Genomic DNA, 18,352 nt, shown 5'->3' on the forward strand with positions numbered 1-18,352 from the left:
GACATAAAAGGGAACGTGTTCTAGTCTCAGAAGACAAGTGAACCATCGAACGAGACAGGAGCGTCCTGTGGGTGACCATGACAGCCACGAGGTGATGCAGCGGCTCGACGCACTACTGCCGACGCTGCGAGAGCGTGCGCAGGAGACCGAGGATCTCCGTCGTATCCCCGACGATTCCATGAAGGCGCTCCAGGAGACCGGATTCTTCCGGTTGCTTCAGCCCGAACAGTGGGGTGGTTACCAGGCGGATCCGGTGCTGTTCTACTCCGCGGTGCGGAAGATCGCGAGCGCGTGCGGTTCCACCGGCTGGGTCTCGTCGATCATCGGTGTCCACAACTGGCACCTCGCGCTGTTCTCCCAGCAGGCGCAGGAGGACGTGTGGGGCAACGACACCGACGTCCGCATCTCGTCGTCGTACGCGCCGATGGGCGCAGGCCAGGTCGTCGACGGCGGATACACGGTCAACGGCGCGTGGGCCTGGTCGTCCGGCTGTGATCACGCCACCTGGGCGGTGCTCGGCGGGCCCGTCATCAAGGACGGCCGCCCCGTCGACTTCGTCAGCTTTCTGATTCCCCGCGAGGACTACCGGATCGACGACGTGTGGAACGTGGTCGGGCTCCGCGGAACCGGCAGCAACACCGTCGTGGTCGAGGACGTGTTCGTCCCGACGCACCGCGTGCTCAGTTTCAAGGCGATGAGCACCCTCACCGCTCCCGGGCTCGAGCGCAACACCGCGCCCGTGTACAAGATGCCCTGGGGAACAATCCATCCCACCACCATCTCCGCGCCGATCGTCGGAATGGCGTACGGCGCGTACGACGCCCACGTCGAGCACCAGGGCAAGCGGGTCCGCGCGGCGTTCGCAGGCGAGAAGGCGAAGGACGACCCGTTCGCGAAGGTCCGCATCGCCGAGGCCTCGAGTGACATCGACGCCGCGTGGCGCCAGTTGTCCGGCAACGTCGCCGACGAATACGCCCTGCTCGTCGACGGCCGGGAGGTCCCGTTCGAGCTGCGGCTGCGGGCGCGTCGCGACCAGGTGCGTGCAACCGGCCGCGCCATTTCGTCCATCGACAAACTGTTCGAGAGTTCGGGGGCCACCGCGCTGGCCAACGGCACGCCGCTGCAGCGGTTCTGGCGGGATGCGCACGCCGGACGCGTCCACGCCGCCAACGATCCCGAGCGCGCCTACGTCATGTACGGGGCAGGCGAATTCGGGCTGCCCATCACCGACACGATGGTCTAGGAGAACACGTGACGACGACCGAAGAAGCCCTCACGTTCGAGTCCACCTCGAAGTTCGCCCAGGTCCGGCCCGACCTGAGGTTGCACTACCACGAGGCCGGCGTCGGCAACGACACCACGATCGTGCTGCTGCACGGTGGCGGGCCGGGTGCGTCGTCGTGGTCGAACTTCGCCAGGAACATCCCGGTTCTCGCCGAGAAGTTCCACGTGCTCGCCGTCGATCAGCCGGGATACGGGTTGTCGGACAAGCCGACCGAGCACCCGCAGTACTTCGTGCACAGTGCGTCCGCGCTGAAGGATCTGCTCGACACCCTCGACATCGGCGGACGCGTCCACCTGCTCGGCAATTCTCTCGGGGGCGGTGCCGCGGTGCGTTTCGCGCTGGACTACCCGGACCGCGCCGGCCGGCTGGTGCTCATGGGGCCGGGCGGGCTGAGTGTCAACCTGTTCGCCCCGGACCCGACCGAGGGTGTGAAGAACCTCGGCAGGTTCGGCTACCAGCCCACCCGGGAGAATCTCGAGGCGTTCCTGCGGATCATGGTGTTCGACCAGAAGTTGATCACCGACGAACTGATCGACGAACGGTTCGCCGCCGCGAGCACTCCCGAGTCGCTCGCCGCGGCAAAGGCGATGGGAAAGTCGTTCTCCTCGGCCGATTTCGAACTGGGCATGCTGTGGCGCGACGCCTACAAGCTGCGGCAGCGGGTGCTGCTGATCTGGGGTCGCGAAGACCGGGTCAACCCGCTCGACGGGGCTCTGGTGGCATTGAAGTTGATCCCGCGGGCGCAGTTGCACGTCTTCGGCGGCTGCGGGCACTGGGCGCAGCTGGAGAAGTTCGACGAGTTCAACCGCCTGGCAACCGATTTCCTCCTGGACGGGGGTAAGTGATGAGTATTCGTTCACTGGCGTACATGCGCATCGAGGCCACCGACATGGCCGCGTGGCGCGAATACGGCCTCAAGGTGCTCGGCATGGTCGAGGGCAAGGGCTCCGACCCGGACGCCCTGTATCTGCGGATGGACGACTTTCCGGCGCGTCTCGTGATCGTCCCCGGAGAACACGACCGGCTGTCGGTGTCGGGCTGGGAAACAGCCAATGCGGCGGAGCTGCAGGAGGTTCGCGACAACTTGTCGGCGGCCGGTGCCGCGTTCAAGGAGGGCACGGCAGAGCAACTGCAGGACCGCCGGGTCGACGAGTTGATCACGTTCGAGGACCCGTCCGGCAACACGCTCGAGGCGTTCCACGGCGCAGCCCTCGAGCACCGGCGGGTGGTCAGCCCGTACGGGCACAAGTTCGTCACCGGTGAGCAGGGTCTCGGGCACGTCGTCCTCTCGACGACGGACGACGACGCGTCGCTGCGCTTCTACCGCGACGTGCTCGGCTTCCGCCTGCGCGACTCGATGCGGCTGCCCCCGCAGATGGTCGGACGGCCCGCGGACGGCAAACCGGCGTGGTTGCGGTTCTTCGGCTGCAATCCGCGTCACCACAGCCTCGCGTTTCTGCCGATGCCCACGCCCAGCGGCATCGTGCATCTCATGATCGAGGTCGAGAACTCCGACGACGTCGGGTTGTGCCTCGACCGGGCGCTCCGCAAGAAGGTCAAGATGTCGGCCACGCTCGGTCGTCACGTCAACGACCTGATGCTGTCGTTCTACATGAAGACGCCCGGCGGGTTCGACGTCGAATTCGGTTGCGAGGGACGCCAGGTCGAGGACGAGAGCTGGATTGCGAGGGAGAGCACGGCCGTCAGCCTGTGGGGTCACGACTTCAGCGTCGGGATGCAGCCGTGAGCGAGGTGACCGAGGACGGGGCCGTCGCGGCCGAGGCGATCGATCCGCGACGGTTCCGTACCGTGCTCGGCCAGTTCTGCACCGGTGTCACCATCATCACGACCGTCGACGACGGCGAACCGGTGGGGTTCGCCTGCCAGTCGTTCGCCGCGCTGTCACTGGAACCGCCGCTGGTGCTGTTCTGCCCGACCAAGGCGTCGCGGTCGTGGGCGGCGATCGAGCGCAGCGGCGTGTTCTGCGTCAACGTGCTCGCCGAAGAGCAGCAGTCGACGTGCGCCCGATTCGGGTCCCGCGAACCGGACAAGTTCGCCGGAATCGACTGGACGGCGTCGCCGCTGGGTTCGCCGATCCTCACCGGTTCGCTCGCCCACGTCGACTGCTCGCTCGAGAGCGTGCACGACGGTGGGGACCACTGGGTGGTGTTCGGCCGGGTCTCCTCCCTGAGCGAGATCAGGGAGGAGCGGCCGTTGCTGTTCTACCGCGGTCAGTACACCGGCATCGAACCGGACAAGACCGTGCCCGCGCCGTGGCGCGACGACCTCGAGGCGTTCCTCACGACGTCGTCGGAAGACACTTGGCTCTGAGGCGATTTCACATCGCGACGCCGATGTATTTGGTTTCGAGGAACTCGTCGATGCCGGTGGTCCCGCCCTCGCGTCCGAGCCCCGATTCCTTGACCCCGCCGAACGGTGCGGCCGGGTTCGACACCACACCCTGGTTGAGCCCGACCATGCCCGACTCCAGTGCCTCGCACACGCGGATGCCGCGCTTGAGGCCCTCGGTGTACACGTAGGCCACCAGCCCGTACGGGGTGTCGTTGGCGCGCTCGACGGCCTCGGCCTCGGTCTCGAACGTGCTGATCGCGGCCACGGGGCCGAAGATCTCGTTGTGGCACATCTCGGCGTCGTCGGGGACGCCCGTCAGCACCGTCGCCGGGTAGAAGTTGCCCGGGCGGTCGAGTGCCTCACCGCCGGTGAGTACGGTGGCGCCGCGGTCGATCGCGTCCGCGACGAGGCTGCCGACCTTGGCGACGGCGGCCTCGTCGATCAGCGGTCCGACGACGACGCCGTCCTCGGTGCCCCGGCCGACGGGCAGGGCAGCCATCCGCTGCGTGAGCTTGCGGGTGAATTCCTCGGCGACGGAACTGTGCACGAGGATGCGGTTGGCGGCCGTGCAGGCCTGGCCGATGTTGCGCATTTTCGCGGCCATGGCGCCGTCGACCGCGTCGTCGAGATTCGCGTCGTCGAACACGAGGAACGGTGCGTTGCCGCCGAGTTCCATGGACGTGCGCATGACGGTGCGGGCGCACAGTTCGAGCAGATGCTTCCCGACCTTGGTCGAACCGGTGAACGACAGCTTGCGGGCCCGGCCGTCGAGGATGAGGGGAGTGATGACCTCGTCGGGGCTGGACGTGGTGACGACGTTGACGACGCCGTCCGGCAGCCCGGCCTCGGTGAGGATGTCGGCGAGCGCCAGGATCGACAGTGGCGTCTGGGCGGCGGGTTTGATGACGGACGTGCACCCGGCGGCGATCGCGGGCCCGATCTTGCGGGTGCCCATCGCCATCGGGAAGTTCCATGGGGTGATGAGCAGGCTCGGACCGACGGGCTGTTTGGTGACGAGGAATCGTGATCCGCCGCTCGGCGCCGTCGTGTAGCCGCCGTCGATGCGGACGGCCTCCTCGGCGAACCAGCGGAAGAACTCTGCGGCATACGCAATTTCACCCCGTGCCTCGGTGAGTGGCTTTCCCATCTCGAGGGTCATCACGAGCGCGAGCCGGTCGACGTTCTCGAGCAGCAATCGGTGCGCGTTCATGAGGATGGTGCTGCGTTCGCGGGGCGTCGTGGCCGCCCACGACGGTTGCGCGGCCACCGCGGCGTCGAGCGCCTCGCGGGCCTCCGCGGCGTCGGCGTCGGCGACCGTGCACAGGAGTTGTCCGGTCGACGGGTCGTGGACCGGCATGGTGCGCGCGCTGTCGCGCCACTTGCCGCCGATGAACAGGCCGGTCTGCACCGATCTGATTGCTGCGTCCTCGAGCATGATTTTTCCCCGTTCTCCGTTGCCGTAGGGACGGTCCCCATGTTATACAGATTGTCAACAATCTGACAATGCACTTGCCGACATCCGAAGGCATCTACGCGTGGGAGGGTTACCCGTGACTCGGCTATCTCCACTGCTCGCTCAGGCCACACCCGTGACGGTCGATCACGGTGAAGGTTGTTACCTCTACGGCACCGACGGCCGGCGCTACCTCGACTTCACCGCGGGCATCGGCGTCACCAGTACCGGGCACTGCCACCCCCACGTCGTGGAGGCCGCCCGCAGGCAGGTCGGCTCCCTGATCCACGGCCAATACACCACGGTCATGCACCAGCCGATGCTCGAACTGGTCGACCGCCTGGGGTCGGTGCTGCCCGAAGGACTCGACTCGCTGTTCTTCGCGAACTCCGGGAGCGAGGCCGTGGAGGCCTCGCTGCGACTGTCCCGGCAGGCGACCGGTCGGCCCAACGTGATCGTCTTCCACGGCGGTTTCCACGGGCGCACCGTCGCGACGGCGACGATGACCACGTCCGGCACCCGGTTCTCGGCCGGCTTCAGCCCGCTGATGGGCGGCGTGCACGTGGCACCGTTCCCCAACGCGTACCGCTACGGCTGGTCCGAAGAGGAGGCCACCGCGTTCGCGCTCAAGGAACTCGACTACATCTTCGCGACGCTCACCGCGCCGAACGAGACGGCCGCGTTCATCGTCGAACCGGTACTCGGCGAGGGCGGGTACGTGCCCGGCAACACCGCGTTCTTCCAGGGACTCCGCGAACGCGCCGACCGCTACGGCATCCTGCTCGTCATCGACGAGATCCAGACCGGATTCGGTCGCACCGGCAAGTTCTTCGGGCACCAGCACTTCGACGTCCGCCCCGACATCATCACCATCGCCAAGGGGCTGGCCAGCGGTTTCCCGCTGTCGGGCATCGCGGCGTCCGAGGAACTGATGTCCAAGGGCTGGCCGGGGTCGCAGGGCGGAACGTACGGCGGCAACGCCGTCTCCTGCGCGGCCGCGGTCGCGACGCTCGAGGTCATCGAGAAGGAAGACCTCGTCGCCAACGCCGCCGCCCGGGGCGCGCAGTTGCTCGACGGTGCCCGCCGGAACGCCATCGACGGGATCGGCGACGTCCGCGGTCTCGGGCTGCTCGTGGGCAGCGAGTTCACCGCCGCCGACGGCGCCGCGGACCGTGCGAAAGCGGCTGCGGCGCAGCAACTGGCAGCGAAGAAGGGGTTGCTGCTGCTGACCTGCGGCGCCCACATGAACGTGGTCCGGATGATTCCACCGCTCATCGTCACGGCAGACCAGATCGAGGACGCCCTGAAGATCTGGTCCGAGGTGCTCGACGAAGTGTGACCAGCACCTGTGAGTACTTGTTAACCGCGGGCGGTTAACAAGTACTCACAGGCGACGAAGGAGGCATACATGGCTCGCTACATCACCATCACCCTGGACAAGCGCGGCGTGACCTGCCGCGCCCGGCTTCTCGACGAGGATGCACCGCTCACGTGCGATGCCGTGTGGAACGTCCTTCCGCAGAGCGGCGACGCGTACCACGCCAAGTACGCGCGCAACGAGGTGTACACGCTGATCCCGCGCATCACGGCGGCCCCGCGACGGGAAAACCCCACCGTCACACCGATTCCCGGCGACGTCTGCCTGTTCGACTTCGAGCCCTGGGAGATCGGCAACTCCGCCTACGGGTACGAGCCCGGCTCCGAGGCGCACGCCGCGCAGGGGGCCACCGACCTCGCGATCTTCTACGGCCGCAACAACCTGCTGCTCAACGGCGACGTCGGCTGGGTGCCCGGCAACGTGTTCGCCGCGATCGAGGAGGGTCTGCCGGAACTGGCGGCCGCCTGCAACGACCTCTGGATGCGCGGCGTCGAGGGCGAGACGATGAGCTTCGCACGGGCCTGACGCATGAGGCTGGACATCCATCAGATCGACGCGTTCGCCGCCGGACCGTTCGAGGGCAACCCGGCGGCGATCATGCCGCTGACCGAGTGGCTGGACGACGCGGTTCTCCAGCAACTCGCCGAAGAGAACAATCTGTCCGAGACGGCGTTCTACACCGCGCGCCTTCCCACGGACGCGACGCCTCACGACCGGGCGCGTCCGGCGTATCACCTGCGGTGGTTCACGCCGGCGGTCGAGGTGGATCTGTGCGGTCATGCGACGCTCGCCGCCGCCGCGCAGATCCTCGAGGACGTGCATCCGGACGCCGACCGGATCCAGTTCTGGACGCGCAGCGGCTGGCTGACCGTCGATCGGGGACCGGACGCCACGCTGGTGATGGATTTTCCGGCCGAGGCGCCGGTGCCGACCGCCGCCGATCCCCGGGTCGTCGCAGCACTCGGCATCCCGGTGCGGGAAAGTCTGAAGGCCACCGACCTCGTGTTCGTCGCGGAATCCGAACACGACATCGCGTCGATGACCCCCGACTTCACCGTGATCAGCCCGCTGAAGGTGCGCGGCGTCGTCGTCACCGCGGCGTCGGACGCGGACGGGGTCGACTTCGTGTCGCGCTGGTTCGGTGCCGCGGCCGGCGTGAAGGAAGACCCGGTGACGGGTTCCGCGCACTCGCAGATCGCGCCGTACTGGGCTGCCACGCTGGGGCGTGGCAGCCTCGTCGGTCGGCAACTGTCGGCGCGCGGCGGAACCGTTCACTGCGACGTGCGCGGCGACCGCGTCCACCTGTCCGGGGCGTACCGGCGGTACCTCAGGGGCACCGTCGAGTTCTAGCTCCGGACGACACCGTTGACTAGGCGAAGACCTCCGCGTACAGCGTCTCGATCTGCTCGGCGGTGGGTGCGATCGGGTTGTTGCCGGGTGACCCGGACGCCAGCGCCTGCTGCGCCATCAGCGGGACGAGGCCGTCCCAGGTACCGCGATCGATCCCGTATTCGAGCGGGGTCGGCACCTTGAGGTCGTGACACAGCGTGCTCAGTGTCTCGACGAGGAACTGTGCGGCGACGGAATCGCCCGCCGATTCCGATGCGGCGCCGAACGCCCGCGCGCAGTCGGCGTACCGGCTCTCCGCCCCCTGCACGGAGAACGCCGTGATCGCGGGAAGCAGCATCGCATTCGACAGTCCGTGTGCGACATGGAAATGCGCACCGATCGGCCTGCTCATCCCGTGGACCAGCGCCACGCTCGAGTTGGAGAACGCCATGCCGGCCTGGGTGGACGCGACCATCATCGCTTCTCGCGCGGTGCGGTTCTCACCGTCCGCGTAGGCCGTGCGGATGTGCTTGCCGATGGTGCGGATCGCGGCGAGAGCGAGTCCGTCGGTGAACGGCTGAGCCTTCTTGCTGACGTACGCCTCGATGGCGTGGGTGAGGGCATCGATTCCGGTGTCGGCGGTCAGCCGCGGCGGCATCGACATCGTGAGTTCGAAATCCACGATCGCGGCGATCGGCAGGAACGACAGCCCCGGACACAGCATCTTCTCGTCGGACGCGCTGTCGCTGATGACGGTGAACTGCGTCGCTTCGGAGCCGCTGCCCGCGGTGGTCGGGATCGCGATGATCGGCAGCGCCTTCCCGGTGTACACGTGAGGTGCCTTGTACGAGCGCATCTCGCCGCCGTTCGCGGACAGCACGGCCAGCGCCTTCGCCGTGTCCATCGGACTGCCGCCGCCGAATCCGATCACCGAATCCGCGCGGTGTTCGGCGACGATCCTCAGCCCGTCCGTCAGGGAATCGGTGGTGGGGTCGGGCACCGTGCCGTCGAACAGGGCCGGGTCCTTGCCCGCCGACCTGAGGAGGGTCATCACCCGGTCGGCCGCGCCGGTGCCGACGAGGTAGGAGTCGGTGACGAGAACCGGTCTCTGCAGGCCCAATTGGTCGACGACCGAGCCGATCTCGTCGACTGCTCCGGCCCCGATGCTGGCGAAACGGGGGAGTGAAAGGTGTGCGCTCATGGGAGAGGCTCCTTACGCGTTCTGGGGGAATCCGAGGTTGAGGCCGCCGTGGCTGGGGTCGAGCCAGCGGGTGGTGACGACCTTGCCGCGGGTGAAGAAGTGCACACCNTCGGCGCCGTGGGCGTGGGTGTCGCCGAACAGGGAGTTCTTCCAGCCACCGAAGGAGTAGTAGGCCATCGGAACCGGAATCGGCACGTTGATGCCGACCATGCCGACCTCGACCTCGTTCTGGAACCGGCGTGCCGCGCCGCCGTCGTTGGTGAAGATGGCGGTGCCGTTGCCGAACTGGCTGGAGTTGACCAGTTCGAGGGCCTCGTCGTAGGAGTCGACGCGGATCACCGACAGGACCGGTCCGAAGATTTCGTCGGTGTACACACTCATGTCGGTGGTGACGTGGTCGATCAGGGTCGGTCCGAGCCAGAACCCGTCCGCCCCGCCATCGGGTTGCACGGTGCGCCCGTCCACGACGATCGTGGCACCGTCCTTCTCGCCGGCGTCGATGTAGGAGGCGACCTTGTCGCGGTGCACCTTNGTCACCAGCGGNCCCATGTCGGAATCTTTGGTGCCGTCACCGATCTTGAGCGTGTTGGTGCGTTCGGTGATCTTCGCGACGAGTTCGTCGGCGATGTCGCCAACTGCGACGAGGGCGGAGATCGCCATGCAGCGTTCACCGGCGGATCCGAAGCCGGCGTTGACCATGGCGTCGGCGGCGAGGTCGAGGTCGGCGTCGGGGAGGACGATGGCGTGGTTCTTGGCGCCGCCGAGGGCTTGGACGCGTTTGCCGTGGGCGGTGCCGGTGGCGTACACGTACTGGGCGATGGGGGTGGATCCGACGAAGCTGATGGCCTTGACGGCCGGGTTGGTGAGGAGTTCGTCGACGGAGGTCTTGTCGCCCTGCAGCACATTGAACACCCCGGCGGGGAGTCCGGCCTCGGCCCAGAGTTCGGCCATCCAGATCGCGGCGGTTGGATCCTTCTCGGACGGCTTGAGCACCACCGTGTTGCCGGTGGCGATGGCGACGGGGAAGAACCACATCGGGACCATGGCGGGGAAGTTGAACGGGGAGATGATGCCGACGGGGCCGACGGGCTGACGGATCGAATGCACGTCCACGTTCGTCGACGCGTTCTCCGTCATGCCGCCCTTGAGCAGGTGCGCGATGCCACAGGCGAATTCGACGACCTCCTGACCGCGGGAGACCTCACCGAGGGCGTCGGAGACGACCTTGCCGTGCTCGGAGGTGATGATCTCGGCGAGTTCACCCTTGCGCTCGTTGAGCAGTTCCCGGAACTTGAAGATGATCTGGGTGCGCTTGGCGAGGGAGGTGTCGCGCCACCCGGGGAACGCCGCCGCGGCCGAGTCGATGACGGCGCGGGCGTCCTCGACACTGGCCAAGGCGACCTCACCGGTGACGGCACCGGTCGCGGGGTTGGTGACCGGGGCGGTGTTCCCGCTGGTACCGGCGAAGCTCTTACCGTCGGACCAGTGTGCGATCTCGCGAGTGATGTTGGTGCTCATGTGTTGTCCTTTCACCGCGTGCGCGCGATGTAATCCTTCATGGTCTTCAGTTGGTAGCGGGAGACGTCGTGTGCGTTCTCGTCCTCGGCGAAAACGCTGGACACCATCACCGTGTCGGGCTTGTCGTAGAAGCCGAGTTCGCCGAGACCGCCGAAAAACTCGTCCCAGTCGAGGTCGCCGTCACCGATCTTGAGGTGCTGATGCACGCGCACCGGGTTGCCGGGCGGGTTGGTGATGTACCGCAAGCCGTGGGAACGGTGGTGATCCATCGTGTCCGCGACGTGCACGAGCCGCAGCATGTCGCCGGCCGCCCGCATGATCTCGAGCATCCCGGCACCCATGTGGTACGAGTGGCACGCAACGAACACCAGCCCGAAGTTCTTGGAGTTGATGCCGCGGATCATGCGGATGGCGTCCAGACCGTTCTCGACGAAGTCGTCGGGGTGCGGGTCGATGCGAACGTCGATGCCTTCACGCTCGATGATGGGGACGAGTTCCTCCATCGACCGGTAGAAGGCGCGCTCCGACTCCTCGGCCTTCTCCGGGCGACCGCTGAACTCGGTGTTCATCACGTTCACACCGAGGTCGACGGTGATCTGGATGGCACGCTTCCAGTACCGCACCGCCGCCTCGCGGGCATCTTCGTCCGGGCCCGACCACCGCAGGACCGGCAACACGGAGGCGATCCCGACGCCCGCGTCGCTGCAGGCCTTGCGGAACTGCCGGACCAACTCGTCGTCGGCCTTCGGGTGGTTGAAGAACGGGATCATGTCGCGGTGTGGGGTGAGCTGCAGGTGCTCGAAGCCGAGTTCCGCGACCACGGAAGGGAATTCGAGAAGCGAGTAGTCGTGGTGGAACGGGGTGGGGTCGAGTGCGATCTTCATCGTGATCAGGCCCCCGGAATGGACGAGCGGTCGACCATCTCGACGGTGACGCGCTCACCCGTCTCCAGTGACTGCACGCCGGCCGCGCACACCGCGGCGGCGGCGTAGCCGTCCCACGCGCCGGGGCCGTCGACGTAGTTGCCGGTCTCCGCACCCGTGCGGACGGCGTTCACCCACCGCTGGATCTCGACGTCGTACGCCTGACCGAAGCGTTCCTTGAACGACGGGGTGATCTCTCCGCCGTACATGCCTGCGCCCGAGCGGCCGGTTCCCGCGCCGGTGCCGTACTTGCGGACCAGTCCGACGTCGAGGCCGATGAACGCCGAACCCTTTTCGGCGACGATCTCGGTGCGCACCTCGTAGGCGACACCGGTGGTCACGAACAGTTCGACGTCGACGTGACGGCCGGACTCGGTGCTGAAGAACGCGATCTGCGGGTCCTGAAGTCCCTCGGGCGCACCGGGGTTCGCGGCGGGCTTGAGGACGTGGACCGACGTGATCTCCTCGTCGAACAGGAAGCGGGTGACGTCGACCTCGTGGACCAGCGAGTCCTTGACGATCATCGAGCTGTCGAAGCTCGGCGGCACCACCGGGTTGCGGTGCACGCAGTGGGCGAGGAGCACCCGCCCGAATGCGCCGTCGTCGATGAGGGACTTCAGTTGCTCGTACTCGTGGTCGAAGCGCCGCATGAAGCCGACCTGGATCAGCTTTTTGCCGAGTTCGGCTTCCGCCTTGACGATCTCGAGGGAGGTGGCGACGTCGGTGGTCAGCGGTTTCTCGCACATCACCGGCTTGCCGTGCTCGAGGCAGGCCAGGAGCTGCTTCTCGTGTGTCGGGCCGGGGGTGGCCAGGACGACCGCGTCGACACCGGGGTCGGCGATCGCGTCGAGCGGGTCGTTGACCACGCGGCAACCGGGAATGCCGGCAGCGATCTCCTCGGCCTTCTCGGTGAAGTAGTCGTTGACGACGGCGACGGTCGCCCCCTTGATGCGGTCGGTGATCCGCGCGACGTGGTCGGCGCCCATCATTCCGACACCCAGGACGGCGATGCGCAGGTCGTTGCTCTCGGACATGGCTGACTAGCTCCTGACGTGGTCGGTTAGACGAACTTGACGGACGGGATCCCGCAGGATCCCAGGTACTTACGGGTGCGCTGGGCGATCGGGAGCGGCACGTCCACGGCGCAGGGGTAGAGATCCTGCTCGACGATCGCGAACACGTCGATGTCGAGCTTCTCGATCGCGGCGAGCAGCGGCGGCAGGTCGGGGATGCCGAGCGGGGGCTCGATCATCGCGCCGAGCTTGACGGCCTCGCCGAACGGCAGGTCCTCGGCCTCGACCTTGGCGCGGACCTCGGGATCGACCTGCTTGAGGTGCAGGTAGCCGATCCGTTCGGGGGCGCGCTCGATGATCGCGAGGTTGTCGCCGCCGCAGTAGCTGATGTGGCCGGTGTCGAGGCAGAGGTTCACGAATTCACTGTCGGTGCCGTCGAGGAAGCGGTACACGTTCTCCTCGGTGTCGACGTGGCTGTCGGCGTGCGGGTGGTACTGCGCCTTCACGCCGTACTGCTCGAACATCTTCTTGCCCAGCTCGTTCATGCCGCCGGTCTTCTTCTTCCACTGCTCCGCGGTGAGGTTGCGGTCCTCGAGCACCTCGCCGGTGCCCGGGTCGCGCCACATCTCCGGGATCACGACCACGTGCTTGCCGCCGACGGCGGCGGTCAGCTTCGCGACGTCCTCGATCTGGGTCCACACGGCATCCCAGGAATCGTCCTGGTGCAGGTGCTCGAAGACGGTGCCCGCCGACAGCTTCAGATTGTGGGCGGCGAGTTCGTCACGGAGTTGCTGCGGGTCGGTGGGCAGGTAGCCGTACGGCCCCAGCTCGATCCACTCGTAACCGGATGCGGACACCTCGTCGAGGAACCGGCCGTACGGGGTCTGCTGCGGGTCTTCCGGGAACCACACGCCCCAGGAGTCGGGGGCCGATCCGACGCGAATTACGCTCATCGGGAAATCCTTTCGAAAGTTCTGCTGGGGGCGGGTCAGTTGCCGGACGGGCGGAGGAACGGACGCTGGATCTTCTTCCACTGCGCGTACGTCTCGTACGCGTTCTGCGTGGACTCGAGGGTGCTGGTCGAGCTGACCGGCACGTCCCACCAGGATTCGCTGTCCGGGGCGGCGATCCGCGGGTCCGTCTCGACGTGGATGACGGTGGTCCTGTCGCTCGCCTTCGCCACCTTGACGGCGTCGGTGAATTCGGCGGCCGTGTTCGCACGGATCACGTCCGCGCCGAGGCTCGCCGCGTTGGCCGCCAGATCGACGGGCAGGATGTCGCCGTCGAGCCGGCCGGAGTCGCCCCGGTAGCGGTAGTCGGTGCCGAAACGCTGGGAGCCGAGCGACTCCGACAGCGATCCGATGGACGCGAAACCGTGATTCTGCACGAGGACCACGATGACCTTGACGTTCTCCTGCACGGCGGTGACGAGTTCGGTGGCCATCATCAGGTAGGAGCCGTCGCCGACCATGATGAACACGTCACGGTCGGGGCACGCCATCTTGGCGCCGATGCCGCCGGCGACCTCGTAACCCATGCAGGAGAAGCCGTACTCGACGTGGTAACCCTTCGAGTCCCGGGTGCGCCACAGCTTGTGCAGGTCGCCGGGCATCGAACCGGCGGCGCACACCACCACGTCGCGCGGGTCCGACAGTGTGTTGGCGAGTCCGATGACCTGGTTCTGGTTCAGGCCGAGCGAGTCGTCGTCGATCTTGTAGACCGCGTCGACGGTGGACTCCCAGTGTGCGGCGAGTTCTGCCGTGCGCGAACGGTACTCGTCGGAAACACGGTAGTCGCCCAGTGCCTCGGCGAGAGCCTCGAGCGTCTCGCGGGCGTCCGCGACGACGCTGACGCCGCCCTGCTTCACCGAGTCGATCGACGCCACGTTGATGTTGACGAACCGCACGTCGGGGTTGTTGAACGCGGTGCGCGACGCCGTGGTGAAGTCGCTGTAGCGGGTGCCGATGCCGATGATCACGTCGGCCTCGGTGGCGAGCGCGTTGGCCGCCGTCGTGCCCGTCGAGCCGATCGCCCCGACCGACTGCGGGTGGTCGTACGGAAGCGAACCCTTGCCGGCCTGACTCTGTCCGACCGGAATGCCCGTCGACTCGACGAACGACGCCAGCGCCGCGGTGGCGCCGGAGTAGATGAGGCCACCGCCCGCGACGATCAGCGGCTTCTTCGCCGACCGGATGACGTCCGCGGCCCGCGCGATCGCCGATTTCTCGGGGAGCGGCCGGGCGACGTGCCATGTGCGCTCGGCGAACATCGACTCGGGCCAGTCGAACGCCTCCGCCTGCACGTCCTGCGGGATGGCGACGGTGGCCGCACCCGTCTCGACGGGGTCGGTGAGCACGCGCATCGCGCCGAGCAGCGCCGAGGGCAACTGTTCCGGACGCCACACACGGTCGAAGTAGCGCGACAGCGGCTTGAACGCGTCGTTGACGGTGACGTCCCCGCTCGACGGAAGTTCGAGTTCCTGCAGCACCGGTGCACTCGCGCGGGTGGCGAACGTGTCGGCGGGCAGCAGCAGGACGGGCAGCCGGTTGATGGTGGCGAGCGCCGCACCGGTCAGCATGTTGGTCGAGCCGGGTCCGACGCTGGCCGACACGGCCCACGTCTGCAGGCGATCCTTCTGGCGGGCGTACGCGACCGCGCTGTGCACCATCGCCTGCTCGTTGCGGCCGAGGACGTACGGCAGTTCCGGATCGGTGCCTGCCTCGACGGCGTCGATCTCGGCCTGCAGCAGTGCCTGACCGAGTCCGGCGACGTTGCCGTGGCCGAAGATGCCGAAGCAGCCGGCGAAGAACTTGGTGCGTTCGCCGTCCCTCTCGACGTACTGATTGGCGAGGAATCGGATGGTCGCCTGAGCCACCGTGAGGTGGACGGTGCCCTCGGCGTTGGGGTTCTTGCTCGCCGACATCGGCGCGGTGGACACCACGGTCATGCTCCTTCGGACGGTGCGTGGAGGGGGAGGCGGGGATCGACGGTCTGGTGTTCCCAGCTGCCGCGCAGCCAGGTGTGTGCCGGGTCGTCGCAGATGTTCCAGGAGCGTTCTTCGCCCGGCCCGGCCATCACGTTCAGGTAGTACATGTGATGTCCGGGGGCGGCGATCGACGGTCCGTGGTAGCCGTGCGGAACGAGGACCACGTCGCCGGATCGCACTTCCTCGAGCACCTCGATGGGCCGCTCGGGAGTGCCGTACACGCGATGGTAGCCGAATCCGGTACCGCCGAAATCCACTGCGGTGTCGCCTGCTTCGGCGATCTCGAAGTAGTAGATCTCTTCGAGCTGGGATTCGACATCGCTGTTCTCGTCGTGCTTGTGGCTGGGGTACGAGGACCAGTTGCCGCCGGGTGTGATGACCTCGCACGCGATGATCGAGTCGGCCTCGAACCGGTCGGCGGTGCCGAAGTTGTGCACCTGCCGGCTGCAGTTGCCGGCGCCGCGCAGTTCGACGGACACGTCCGCGGCCGGAACGTAGCGGAACGGGAACTTCTGCCGGGCGCGGGCGCCGCACAGTGCGAAGCGGCCACCGGTCGCGCTCGCCACCGTGTAGGCGGAGTCCCGTCCCACATAGGCGAAGTCGCTCGGCCCGTCGAACACGGACCGCCGACCGGTGAGTGCGAACTCGGTGCCCTCACTCGACACGGACGCCGACCCGGCCAGCGGTACGACGATGATCTCGTCGTCGCCGGTGGTGAGTTCGGCCGACCCGCCGGGTGCCAGGGTGAGCACCCGAAGGCTCGATTCCGTCCAGCCCGCCGACTCGGGGGTGACCTCGAGGTCGAACGGCCCGGTGGCCGCGGAACCGACCGGCACGTAGTACTTGCTGTTCATCGTGGGCCTCTCCGGCGTGCGTCAGTGAACGAGGGATACGGCGGTGTCGACCGCGGCGGCGACGTCCTCGTCCCGCGGGTACAGCAGGGTGCGACCGACGATCAGGCCGCGGACCGACGGCAGTGCGAGGGCCCTGCCCCAGCTCGCGAACGTCTCCTCGGGCGCCGTCTGCGGGTCTCCGCCGAGCAGCAGCGTGGGAAGCGTCGTCGCATCCATGACGCGTTCCATCTCGTCGACCACAGGAAGCTTCATCCAGGTGTAGGCGGACGTGGAGCCCAGACCCTGGCTGATGTGGATCGACTTGATCACGGCGTCCGCGCTGAGATCGTTCTTGACCTTGCCGTCGACACGCCGCGACAGGAACGGCTCCACCATGGCCATCAGTCCGGCCGCGGCCAGTGAATCGACGGCCTCGGCGCAGGCGGTGAGGGTGGAGAGGGTGCCCGGATCTTCGAGATCGATGCGGCACAGCATCTTTCCGCCGTTCATGCCGGCCTTCGCGGTGCCCGCTGCGGTGTAGCCGGTCATCCGATCGTCGAGTTCGAAGCTGGCGCCGGCGAGGCCGCCGCGGTTCATCGACGAGATGACCACCTTGTCGTCGAGTGCGCCGAGCAGCACCAGATCATCGAGGATGTCGGCGGTGGCGAGCACGCCGTCCACGCCGGGATTGCGCAGCGCGGTGCGGAGGCGGTCGAGGAGGTCGGTGCGACTGTTCATCGCGGTCGGGCGGTCGCCGACCGACAGCGCGCCCCGGGCGGGGTGGTCGGCGGCGACGATCATGAGCCGGCCGTTCCCGCGCACCGTGGGCCGGGCGACGCGGGTCGCCCAGGCGCGGTCGATGGCGGCCGGATCACTGGCGCGTACCTCGGTGACGTCGGCATAGGTCGCGCAGACTGCGCGGTGAGCGAGAGTTTCAGACATTGACAGCCTCCGAAGCGGTGGATTCGGCGAGCTCACGGACCTCGTCGGCCGTCGGCATCGCGGTGGAGCATTCGAGCCGGGAAGCGACGATCGCCCCCGCGGCGTTGGCGTAGCGCAGGATCTTCTCGAGCGGCCACCCGGCGAGCAGGCCGTGGCACAGCGACCCGCCGAAGCTGTCGCCGGCGCCGAGGCCGTTGACGACGTCGACCTCGTTTGGCGGCACCGTGATGGACTGGCTGCGGGTCTTGCCGAGCACACCCTTGGGGCCCTGCTTGACGATGGCCAGTTCGACGCCGAGGTCGAGCAGTGCGTCGGCGGCCTTGTGCGCGTTGGTCTCGCCGACTGCGATCTCGCACTCCTCACGGTTGCCGACCGCGACGGTCACGTGCTGGAGGGCACGCTGCACCTGCGCGGTGGCGTCGGCGGGGGAGGACCAGAACATCGGGCGGTAGTCGAGATCGAGAACGGTGTGGCTGCGACGTCCGCGCGCCTCCCAGGCGGCGAAATGCGCACTGCGACTGGGCTCTTCGGACAGTCCGGTGACGGTCGACCAGTACAGCTTCGCGTCGCGGACCGCGTCGAGGTCGAGGTCTGCCGGCCTCACCTGCAGGTCCGGGGCGACCGGCTTGCGGTAGAAGTACAGCGGGAAGTCGTCCGGCGGGAAGATCTCGCAGAACGTGACGGGGGTCGGGTGGTCGGCGTCGATGCCGACGTAACGGTTGTCGACGCCGAGGTCGGTGAGTGCGGTGCGGACGTAGCGTCCGAACGGGTCGTTGCCGACCCCCGAGATGAGAGCGCTGCGGCAGCCGAGGCGGGCGGCGGCGACGGTGACGTTGGCGGCGCTTCCGCCGAGGAACTTGCCGAACGTCTCGACGTGTTCGAGTCCGACGCCGGTCTGCAATGGGTAGATGTCCACTCCGCAGCGCCCGATGGCGAGGACGTCCAATCCGTTCCGGTTGGGTTGCGTCTGGTTGGTGGTCAAGGCTGACTCCCGAATAGGTCGTTGTGGGTGGTCTGCGCAGGGCGCCGAGGTCTGGTTGAAACTGTGCTCCACATCACCGGCTCCTGTCAAGACTTTGTCCTGACATTATTACTTGAAGTCAATCTAGTGTTAGTGTTCGCATACACTGCCGGAAAGA

The 18,352-nt window shown here is 67.4% G+C and carries 17 protein-coding genes; 7 read left to right on the forward strand and 10 right to left on the reverse strand.

The window, feature by feature from the left end:
- Positions 1-67 precede the first annotated feature (67 nt).
- Genes hsaA through hsaB form a run of 4 tightly spaced genes read left to right on the forward strand, consistent with a single transcriptional unit; the run spans position 68 to position 3,616 of the window.
- On the forward strand, positions 68-1,243 hold the full coding sequence (gene hsaA / locus CA951_RS25380; RefSeq protein WP_087559467.1) for a 3-hydroxy-9,10-secoandrosta-1,3,5(10)-triene-9,17-dione monooxygenase oxygenase subunit: 1,176 nt from the start codon (positions 68-70) through the stop codon (positions 1,241-1,243).
- Between the two features lie 8 nt (positions 1,244-1,251).
- Positions 1,252-2,130 carry a 4,5:9,10-diseco-3-hydroxy-5,9,17-trioxoandrosta-1(10),2-diene-4-oate hydrolase gene (gene hsaD / locus CA951_RS25385; RefSeq protein WP_087559468.1) on the forward strand — a complete coding sequence of 293 codons (879 nt, stop codon included), beginning with the start codon at positions 1,252-1,254 and terminating at the stop codon, positions 2,128-2,130.
- The gene (gene hsaC / locus CA951_RS25390) at positions 2,130-3,032 is read left to right on the forward strand and encodes an iron-dependent extradiol dioxygenase HsaC (RefSeq protein WP_087559469.1); all 903 of its coding nucleotides are present in this window, start codon (positions 2,130-2,132) and stop codon (positions 3,030-3,032) included. Before hsaD ends, hsaC begins: the two co-directional genes overlap by 1 nt.
- Complete coding sequence (gene hsaB, locus CA951_RS25395; protein ID WP_087559470.1) at positions 3,029-3,616, forward strand: 3-hydroxy-9,10-secoandrosta-1,3,5(10)-triene-9,17-dione monooxygenase reductase subunit; 588 nt, start codon at positions 3,029-3,031, stop codon at positions 3,614-3,616. Before hsaC ends, hsaB begins: the two co-directional genes overlap by 4 nt.
- Before the next feature lie 7 nt (positions 3,617-3,623).
- Here hsaB and CA951_RS25400 read toward each other — a convergent pair whose 3' ends face one another.
- Positions 3,624-5,072 (reverse strand): NAD-dependent succinate-semialdehyde dehydrogenase, encoded by a 1,449-nt coding sequence (locus CA951_RS25400; RefSeq protein ID WP_087559471.1) that lies wholly within the window; start codon positions 5,070-5,072, stop codon positions 3,624-3,626.
- Positions 5,073-5,187: 115 nt separating this feature from the next.
- On the opposite strand from CA951_RS25400, the gene CA951_RS25405 reads away from it, so the two are divergent.
- The 3 genes from CA951_RS25405 (at position 5,188) to CA951_RS25415 (ending at position 7,818) form a co-directional block, all read left to right on the forward strand.
- Positions 5,188-6,429, forward strand: coding sequence for an aspartate aminotransferase family protein (locus tag CA951_RS25405; RefSeq protein ID WP_087559472.1), 1,242 nt, complete (start codon positions 5,188-5,190; stop codon positions 6,427-6,429).
- A 69-nt stretch (positions 6,430-6,498) separates the two neighbouring features.
- Positions 6,499-6,993: a DUF3830 family protein gene (locus tag CA951_RS25410; RefSeq protein ID WP_087559473.1), complete on the forward strand. Its 495-nt coding sequence runs from the start codon at positions 6,499-6,501 to the stop codon at positions 6,991-6,993.
- Positions 6,994-6,996: 3 nt separating this feature from the next.
- Positions 6,997-7,818: a PhzF family phenazine biosynthesis protein gene (locus CA951_RS25415; protein ID WP_087559474.1), complete on the forward strand. Its 822-nt coding sequence runs from the start codon at positions 6,997-6,999 to the stop codon at positions 7,816-7,818.
- 19 nt (positions 7,819-7,837) lie between these two features.
- On the opposite strand, the gene CA951_RS25420 is transcribed toward CA951_RS25415, so the two are convergent.
- The 9 genes from CA951_RS25420 to iolC form a co-directional block, all read right to left on the reverse strand.
- A complete protein-coding gene (locus tag CA951_RS25420) occupies positions 7,838-8,998 on the reverse strand; it encodes an iron-containing alcohol dehydrogenase (RefSeq protein ID WP_087559475.1) in 1,161 nt (386 codons plus the stop codon).
- 12 nt (positions 8,999-9,010) lie between these two features.
- Complete coding sequence (locus CA951_RS25425; RefSeq protein ID WP_087559476.1) at positions 9,011-10,516, reverse strand: CoA-acylating methylmalonate-semialdehyde dehydrogenase; 1,506 nt, start codon at positions 10,514-10,516, stop codon at positions 9,011-9,013.
- 11 nt (positions 10,517-10,527) lie between these two features.
- Complete coding sequence (locus tag CA951_RS25430; RefSeq protein ID WP_087559477.1) at positions 10,528-11,400, reverse strand: sugar phosphate isomerase/epimerase family protein; 873 nt, start codon at positions 11,398-11,400, stop codon at positions 10,528-10,530.
- Between the two features lie 5 nt (positions 11,401-11,405).
- Positions 11,406-12,473, reverse strand: coding sequence for a Gfo/Idh/MocA family protein (locus tag CA951_RS25435; RefSeq protein ID WP_087559478.1), 1,068 nt, complete (start codon positions 12,471-12,473; stop codon positions 11,406-11,408).
- Between the two features lie 26 nt (positions 12,474-12,499).
- Complete coding sequence (locus CA951_RS25440; RefSeq protein ID WP_072947093.1) at positions 12,500-13,405, reverse strand: sugar phosphate isomerase/epimerase; 906 nt, start codon at positions 13,403-13,405, stop codon at positions 12,500-12,502.
- Between the two features lie 35 nt (positions 13,406-13,440).
- Positions 13,441-15,399 (reverse strand): 3D-(3,5/4)-trihydroxycyclohexane-1,2-dione acylhydrolase (decyclizing), encoded by a 1,959-nt coding sequence (gene iolD, locus CA951_RS25445; RefSeq protein ID WP_179220304.1) that lies wholly within the window; start codon positions 15,397-15,399, stop codon positions 13,441-13,443.
- On the reverse strand, positions 15,396-16,292 hold the full coding sequence (gene iolB / locus CA951_RS25450) for a 5-deoxy-glucuronate isomerase (protein WP_087559479.1): 897 nt from the start codon (positions 16,290-16,292) through the stop codon (positions 15,396-15,398). Before iolB ends, iolD begins: the two co-directional genes overlap by 4 nt.
- A gap of 21 nt (positions 16,293-16,313) precedes the next feature.
- Positions 16,314-17,213 carry an aldolase gene (locus CA951_RS25455; protein ID WP_087559480.1) on the reverse strand — a complete coding sequence of 300 codons (900 nt, stop codon included), beginning with the start codon at positions 17,211-17,213 and terminating at the stop codon, positions 16,314-16,316.
- Positions 17,206-18,195 carry a 5-dehydro-2-deoxygluconokinase gene (iolC, locus tag CA951_RS25460; RefSeq protein WP_087559481.1) on the reverse strand — a complete coding sequence of 330 codons (990 nt, stop codon included), beginning with the start codon at positions 18,193-18,195 and terminating at the stop codon, positions 17,206-17,208. The genes CA951_RS25455 and iolC overlap by 8 nt, the downstream gene beginning before the upstream one ends.
- Positions 18,196-18,352: the final 157 nt, after the last annotated feature.

The organism is Rhodococcus sp. NCIMB 12038, from assembly GCF_002165735.1.
Lineage (GTDB): Bacteria > Actinomycetota > Actinomycetes > Mycobacteriales > Mycobacteriaceae > Rhodococcus_F.

Bases quoted from the DNA above. Each gene is read 5' to 3' on its own strand.
- hsaC (WP_087559469.1), top strand. From the start codon at position 2,130: ATGAGTATTCGTTCACTGGCGTACATGCGCATCGAGGCCACCGACATG.
- CA951_RS25430 (WP_087559477.1), bottom strand. From the start codon at position 11,400: ATGAAGATCGCACTCGACCCCACCCCGTTCCACCACGACTACTCGCTT.
- CA951_RS25455 (WP_087559480.1), bottom strand. From the start codon at position 17,213: ATGTCTGAAACTCTCGCTCACCGCGCAGTCTGCGCGACCTATGCCGAC.
- iolD (WP_179220304.1), bottom strand. From the start codon at position 15,399: ATGACCGTGGTGTCCACCGCGCCGATGTCGGCGAGCAAGAACCCCAAC.
- CA951_RS25440 (WP_072947093.1), bottom strand. From the start codon at position 13,405: ATGAGCGTAATTCGCGTCGGATCGGCCCCCGACTCCTGGGGCGTGTGG.
- iolB (WP_087559479.1), bottom strand. From the start codon at position 16,292: ATGAACAGCAAGTACTACGTGCCGGTCGGTTCCGCGGCCACCGGGCCG.
- CA951_RS25420 (WP_087559475.1), bottom strand. From the start codon at position 8,998: ATGAGCGCACACCTTTCACTCCCCCGTTTCGCCAGCATCGGGGCCGGA.
- CA951_RS25410 (WP_087559473.1), top strand. From the start codon at position 6,499: ATGGCTCGCTACATCACCATCACCCTGGACAAGCGCGGCGTGACCTGC.
- CA951_RS25415 (WP_087559474.1), top strand. From the start codon at position 6,997: ATGAGGCTGGACATCCATCAGATCGACGCGTTCGCCGCCGGACCGTTC.
- CA951_RS25400 (WP_087559471.1), bottom strand. From the start codon at position 5,072: ATGCTCGAGGACGCAGCAATCAGATCGGTGCAGACCGGCCTGTTCATC.
- CA951_RS25435 (WP_087559478.1), bottom strand. From the start codon at position 12,473: ATGTCCGAGAGCAACGACCTGCGCATCGCCGTCCTGGGTGTCGGAATG.